This is a genomic window from Desulfobacter sp. (genome assembly GCF_050177295.1).
Map to the genome: position 1 here is coordinate 1 of NZ_JBFXHE010000233.1, position 6921 is coordinate 6921.

At 48.0% G+C, this 6921-nt stretch carries 5 protein-coding genes and 1 pseudogene; all 6 read left to right on the plus strand.

Going from position 1 to position 6921, the window contains the following annotated elements; all coding sequences use genetic code 11:
- A pseudogene (locus AB7U36_RS15200) lies at window positions 1-923 on the plus strand (peptidase U32 family protein); the annotation flags it as partial.
- Between the two features lie 53 nt (window positions 924-976).
- Window positions 977-2368 (plus strand): sigma-54 interaction domain-containing protein, encoded by a 1392-nt coding sequence (locus tag AB7U36_RS15205; protein ID WP_428160566.1) that lies wholly within the window; start codon window positions 977-979, stop codon window positions 2366-2368.
- A 2-nt stretch (window positions 2369-2370) separates the two neighbouring features.
- Window positions 2371-2733: a NifB/NifX family molybdenum-iron cluster-binding protein gene (locus tag AB7U36_RS15210; RefSeq protein WP_428160567.1), complete on the plus strand. Its 363-nt coding sequence runs from the start codon at window positions 2371-2373 to the stop codon at window positions 2731-2733.
- Window positions 2734-2919: 186 nt separating this feature from the next.
- Window positions 2920-3801 (plus strand): cytidylate kinase family protein, encoded by an 882-nt coding sequence (locus tag AB7U36_RS15215; RefSeq protein WP_428160568.1) that lies wholly within the window; start codon window positions 2920-2922, stop codon window positions 3799-3801.
- 125 nt (window positions 3802-3926) lie between these two features.
- Window positions 3927-5396, plus strand: a complete 1470-nt coding sequence (locus tag AB7U36_RS15220; protein WP_428160569.1) for an SLC13 family permease — start codon at window positions 3927-3929, stop codon at window positions 5394-5396.
- Window positions 5397-5574: 178 nt separating this feature from the next.
- A partial coding sequence (trkA, locus tag AB7U36_RS15225) for a Trk system potassium transporter TrkA (protein ID WP_428160570.1) occupies window positions 5575-6921 on the plus strand: 1347 nt, incomplete at its 3' end.

The window sequence follows — 6921 nt, forward strand, 5'->3', positions numbered from 1 at the left end:
ACTTTTTATCTTCCCCAAAAGGCAGGCGTATCAATAAAGGAACCTCTGTTTTCCTTATTGACCGCAGGGGACGTGAACTGGAAGAAAAATTATCCCGCCTTGGCGCCGAACTGGATAGAATTTCCAGGGTAACGATCAGGCCTTCAAATCTGCCCTCTATCCACAAAAATGCCGGCGGCAGAGTAAAATCATCAGACCAGGCAAGTGGTCATAGAGGCAAAAAACAACCTGATATATATGAAATGGATGTTTTCAGGAAACAACCACCTGCGGTAAAAACACACAATGATACGGGCTTCTGGATTTCTGCAAACAGCTATGGCATCAAAGCCCCGGCCCGGTCCTGGTTGTGGTTGGATCCCGTGCTTTTCCCCGAAGAGGAAAAAATATGTCAAAACTATGTAAGAACCGCATTAAAAAAAGGGGCAAAAAACTTTGTGCTCAATTCCCCCTGGCAGATCACCCTGTTTGATAATCCCCAAAGACTCAACATTTGGGCAGGTCCTTTTTGCAATATCACCAATTGCCTTGCCGTGGAAATGCTCAAGGGCAAAGGTTTTTCAGGGGCCATTGTAAGCCCGGAACTGGAGAGCCAGACCCTTTTGTCCCTGCCGGGACGCTGCTGTCTGCCTTTAGGCGCGGTCTGCCGGGCCAACTGGCCCGTGGCCATATCAAGGATTGCGGCCCCGGACCTGGATCTTGGCAAAGGATTTACCAGCCCCATGGGAGAAGCCGCCTGGACCAGCAAGTACAATGCAACCTACCACACCTTCCCCAACTGGCCCCTGGACCTGTCATCCAAAACCGATGAATTAAAACAGGCGGGCTTTGTCATGCTCGTTAACCTGTTTGAAAATATACCCAAAGGCATCCGGATGAAGCCACGTCCAGGCGCCTGGAACTGGCACTTGAAACTGCTTTAAAATAAAGGAAACCCGTTCTAAGGATGCAACTATTTCCTGAAATTCATCAGTTAATGCGATCTCCTCTGGATTTTGCCCATATCCTGGATGAAATTCCCTTGGGGATACTAGTGATGGACAAGGATTTGCGGGTGGTTCATCTTAACCGCTTCTTCCAGGCCCTGACAGGATTTTCCCTGGATATGGCCCGGGGCATTCCCTGCAAAAATGTCCTGCGCAGTTCTGCATGCATTCTTAACTGTCCGGTCCTTGCCACCCACCGCAAAGACCGGTCCATATCCTGCACCAGCGATATTATCAATACAGACCGCCAGAAGCTGCCTGTACGCATCACCACCGCACAAATCATGGATACCCAGGGTCATCTCACAGGTTATATTGAAACCATTGAGGACTTGAGAAGCAGCACCACCAATGACCCGGAAAAAAACGTAGCCTACAGTTTTGCCAATATCATCGGCCGAAGCCGGAAAATGGAAATGATATTTCAAACCCTTCCCATGCTTGCCCAAAGCGACGCCTCCATCCTGATCACCGGGGAAACAGGCACAGGCAAGGACCTGGTGGCAGAAGCCGTACACCAGACATCCCAGCGCGCAGGCGGTCCATTTATTAAGATCAACTGCGGGGCTTTGCCCGAGACCCTTTTGGAATCCGAAATTTTCGGTCATATGAAAGGGGCGTTCACCGGTGCTGTGGAAAACAAACCCGGCCGCTTCAAGCTGGCACACAACGGCACGATTTTCCTGACGGAAATCGGAGACCTTCCCCTGCCCCTGCAGGTTAAACTGCTCACATTTCTGGATGACAGGATCATTTACCCGTTAGGCGCCACCAAGGGATTCAACGCCAATGTAAGAATTATTGCCGCCACCCACCGGGACCTTGAATCTATGGTATCCATTGGTAAATTCAGAAAAGATCTGCTGTTCCGTCTGAATGTGGCCAGGGTGCATCTGCCTCCTTTACGGGAACGGGGTGCAGACATCCGCCTTCTGCTTGACCATTTCCTGAACAACTACACAAAAAAGCAGGGTAAAAAAATCAATGGGTTTTCCGAACCCGCCCTGTCTGTTTTATTGAATTACACCTATGAGGGAAATATCCGGGAACTGAAAAATATCATGGAGTATGCAGTAAATGTGGCCCAGGGAACCAGAATCGAAGCAGATAACCTGCCGGCCTATATTCTGGATTATGAACCTGTGCAGCAGACGTTAAAGATGCCGGCAGCAGAAGGTGTCACCCAACCCCCATCGGAACACCTGCAGATGCCGGAAGCCCGGCAGACAGATGAAACCGGACAAACCTGGTCCTCGGTGCAGCGGCAGATGATTATGAATGCGTTGAAAACTGCCCGGGGCAAAAAAAATAAAGCCGCGCAAATCCTTGGCATGAGCCGCAGCACCTTGTGGCGGAAAATCAAGGAGCACCAAATAGAATAAAAATGACACTGCATAAAATAGCCATCCCTATACTTGGTGAAGAAATTGTACCCAGGTTTGACCTGACCACTGAAGTCATCATTCTGACAACAGCTGAAAATTTCTGTATCCAGGACAAAAAAATTATTGTGCTGCCCAGGTCCTCCTCGGATGAACTGTGCCATACCCTTCTGGCCCAGGAGATCAACACACTGATCTGTGGTGCCATTGAAGATGAATATTATGAATTTCTCAAATGGAAAAAGCTTAATGTATTTGACGGGGTATCCGGTGCCTGGACCCACGCTTTTGAACGGTGGCAGACCCAGACCCTGAACCCGGGAGACATTCTGTTCATCCGCATGGTTGAAAGCACTTTAGTATAATGTTTTAAAAATGTTTCAAAATGTATTATTTATTTAGTTTAATATTGTTTCATTTCGGGTTTTTGATTTTTTCATGAAAATCTAACCATCTGTTCTACAAGCCAATTAAACTATGGCATGCTCCTTGCTCTTTATGTTTCCGATTTTAGCTGATAACCTGAAACCTGGCTGAGCAGATAAGAGACCATGCCCCTGATTGCCATTACATGCGGTTTATATGCCTCCCCCTACCGATTCATTGACGCATTATCTGCCCTATATCAATGCACGGTGTATGAAGATCCGGTACTGGTAAAACAAACCGGCCAGGCGTATGATCTGAAAACAGACCTTATTTTCAAGTCCATCCAGGGCAGACACATCCCCTTTGACAACTTTACCCACGACAGAAAAAAATGTCTGGCCGCACTGAAAGTACAGATCTCCGAAAATATTTTAAGCGGCCCCTGCCTATTTTCAGGCGTTTTATCCCACCTGATCCCCGCATCTGTTTCCGGCATTTACAGAATCATGTCAGCAACACCCATGCAGGTCCGCAACCAAAGGGCCATGGACCTAGACCAGTTATCCAGCCAGGCCGCCGCCGCTGCCATCACCCGGTCCGACCTCAGGGAACAGCGCTTTGCTGCCCAGTTAAATTTAGACTCCCTGTGGGATCCCGCACTGCATGATATGGTTTTGGAATGGAAAGAAATTGATAATACAACACCCGACATGACCAGGGAAGCGGTTAACAAGACTCTTGGGAAAATACGGTCGGACATTGAAAGTTCAATGGAAAATGCCAATAAAAATATGCATGCCGTTGATTTTAATATCAGTTCCAGGGTTGATGCAGCCTTGTCCGGCCTTGGACATCACCTGATCATTGAATCGGATTCGGGCCATGTGCTTGTCACTTTGGACAAAAAAGTGATGAATCTTGCCAGGACACAAAAGGAGATCATGGATCTTGCCTGGGTGGTGCCCGGGGTAAAATCCGTTAAAACGAAAATAGGCCCGAACTTCTACAAGGGCGGTATTGTTCGCAATTTAAATTTGACCGCCCCGTTTAAACGCAAGATTTGATAAAACAAAATTTCATAAAACAATAAGTTGATAAAACAAAGAGTTGAAAAACAATAAGAATACCAATAAAACACAAAATCTAAATGGAACAATGATTCATTAACCCAAAGGAGAGAGAGACCAAAATGACAACTGAAATTGCAGATACACCAAAAACACAACTGGACTGGAAAAGAATCCTGTTCATTCTAATCGGCCTGACCCTGTTCGCCATTGTCAATTTTTCTCCGGCATGGCCCGATGCTGTGGACCCTGCCGGAAAACATTTTCTATTAAGCGCCCAGGGCAAAGGGGCACTTGCCATCTTTCTTCTGGCCGGCACCTGGTGGGTATTTGAGGTTGTTCCCATTGGTGTGACCAGCTTGGCGATAGGTGCACTTCAGGTCCTCTTTGCGGTCCGTACAGCCAAGGAAGCCCTTAAGGATTTCATGGACCCGTCTGTTTTGTTTATTTTCGGATCCCTGGTCATCGGCATGGTGTTCACAAAAACGGGTCTGACAAAACGTCTGGCGTACAAGATGCTTGTCATTGTAGGGGAAAAAACCAGCATGATATATCTGGGCTGTTTTCTAGTCACTGTAGTATTGACCCATATTATGGCCCATACTGCTGTAGCAGCCACCATGTTTCCGCTTCTCATGACAATTTACGGGATGTATACAGATGAACCCGGCCCCACCAAATTCGGCAAGGGGCTGTTCATCGGCATGGCATTTGTGGCAGGCGCCGGCTCCATTATCACGCTTCTAGGTGCTGCTCGCGGCGCCGTGGCCATTGGATTTTTCAAGGACATCGTGGGAAAGGAAATCTCCTTTTTCGAGCTGACCTATTATATGGCTCCTGTGGGCTGGGGTATGGCTCTTCTCATCTGGGGCTATTTTATGATTGTGTGCAAGCCCGAGAAAAAAACAATTCCCGGTCTTAGAGAAAAGGCCAAAATGCTGGGAAAAGCCATGGGAGCCATCACAACAAAGGAGATCCTGGCAGCAACCATCATTTTTATCGCCATCGGCATCATGTCCGCAAAACAGTTTATTCCTGCCATATCCAAACTGGATAAAAATGCGATCATGCTTGTGGCAACGGTTTTATTCTTTATTTTCAATATTCTTGACATCAAAGATCTTGAGATAATTCCCTGGAATATTATCCTGCTGTTCGGCGGCGCCATGAGTATCGGCTTCTGCCTGTGGGAAACAGGGGCAGCGGAATGGCTTGCCATCAACTGGCTGACCATGTTCCAGAAAGCCAATTACTTTGTGTTCATTTTAAGCATTGCATTTTTTGTCATGATCATGACCAACTTCATCATGAACGTGGCGGCCATTGCCATATCCCTGCCCGTGGCACTGGTTATTGCCCCTTACCTGCATGTGGCACCTGAAGTAATCCTGTTTGCGTCCCTTGCCACCGCGGGCATGCCCTTCCTTTTACTGGTGGGCGCAGCTCCCAACGCCATTGCCTATGACTCCAAGCAGTTTACCCCGGGTGAATTTTTCATGTACGGCATTCCGGCCTCCATCATGTTGATGGTGGCTATTGGATTGTGCGTATTCCTGTGGAAACTCATGGGGATGCCCATCACAACGATGTAAAAAATAGTCTTAACTGTCTTAAAAATCACTTCAAAGCCCTGGTCCATTGTTCCCAATTGACCAGGGCTTTTTCTTTACCTGGGTCCGGCCTGAGTTGACAGGCCCTTGCCCAGTATAGTAAAAAATGGCCCAATGGTACGCCAACCCATATTCTTGACATTAAACCAGGAGTTTTCATTTGAAAATAGTAATCATCGGTGCCGGGGGCGTGGGTTACAACATTGCCGGCCGATTGACCCTTGAAAGCAAGAATGTGGTGGTGGTTGATGTGGACGCCCATGCCACCAGAAAAATTGCCGAAGACCTGGATGTCAAGGTTGTAACAGGATCGGGCAGTAACCCTGATACCCTGCGGGAGGCGGGAATTTTAGGGGCGGACATTCTTCTGGCCGTCACAGACAGTGATGAAATCAATATTGTATCCTGCCTGATTGCCAACCAGATCTCGCCCATGACCAGAAAACTGGTCCGTCTGCGCAATGAAGGATTTGTTCCTTTTCATGCCAGTCTTAAAAATGAAGCCCCGCACATTGACACCATCATCAACCCCGAAGCCGAGGTTGTCAAAACCATTAGAAAACTGATGACCATTCCAGGTGCCGTGGACAAGGGGGAATTTGTTAACGGCCGTGTCAAATATGTGGGGATGCGGCTTTCCGAAGCCTCTCCCATCGCCGGAATGGAGCTGGCTGATTTTCATCATGTTTTTGGCCAGGACCGGCCTTTGATTGCCGCCATTATCCGGGGCAATAAAGTCATTGTGCCCAGGGGCAAAGACAAACCCATGGCAGGGGATCTGATCTATTTTGTAAGTGACACCAAAAAACTTGAAAAAACCCTGAACCTTTTAGGGGTAACGGTCAGGCCGGTTAAAAGGGTGCTTATCGTGGGCGGCGGCCGCATCGGAACCAAACTTGGCCAGTCTCTTGAGAAAGACAATATTCAAGTTAAAATCATTGAATCCAGTATGGACCGCTGTAACGACCTTTCCATGCAAATGGGGAAAACCGTGGTGCTCCACGGTGACGGCGGAGATCAGAAACTGTTCATGGAAGAAAATATCAGCCAGATGGATGCGGTGGTCTCGGTAACCAATGACGATGAAACCAATATCCTTGTGTCCCTTTTGGCAAAAAACATGGGTGTAGACAACACCATCACCCGCATCAGTAAAGCAAGCTACTATCCGTTATTGTCCACCATCGGCATTGAAAAAGTGGTCAGTCCCAGGGTATCGGCGGTCTCCTCAATCCTGCAGGATATACGCCAGGGAAATGTGATTTCCGACATCTCCATTTTCGGGGAACAAGGAGAATTTATCGAAGCGGTTGCGCTGGCATCCTCGGCCATCACCAAGGGCCCCATCAAGGAGATCTCCTTTCCCAAAGGAACCTTGCTGGTCTGTATCATCCGCCAGGACGAAATCATTATCCCCATGGGCGACAGCCGGGTACAGCCAGGGGACCGCATCATTTTATTTGCGATCCAGGCAGCAGTGAAAAAGCTTGAAAAAATGCTCACTGTG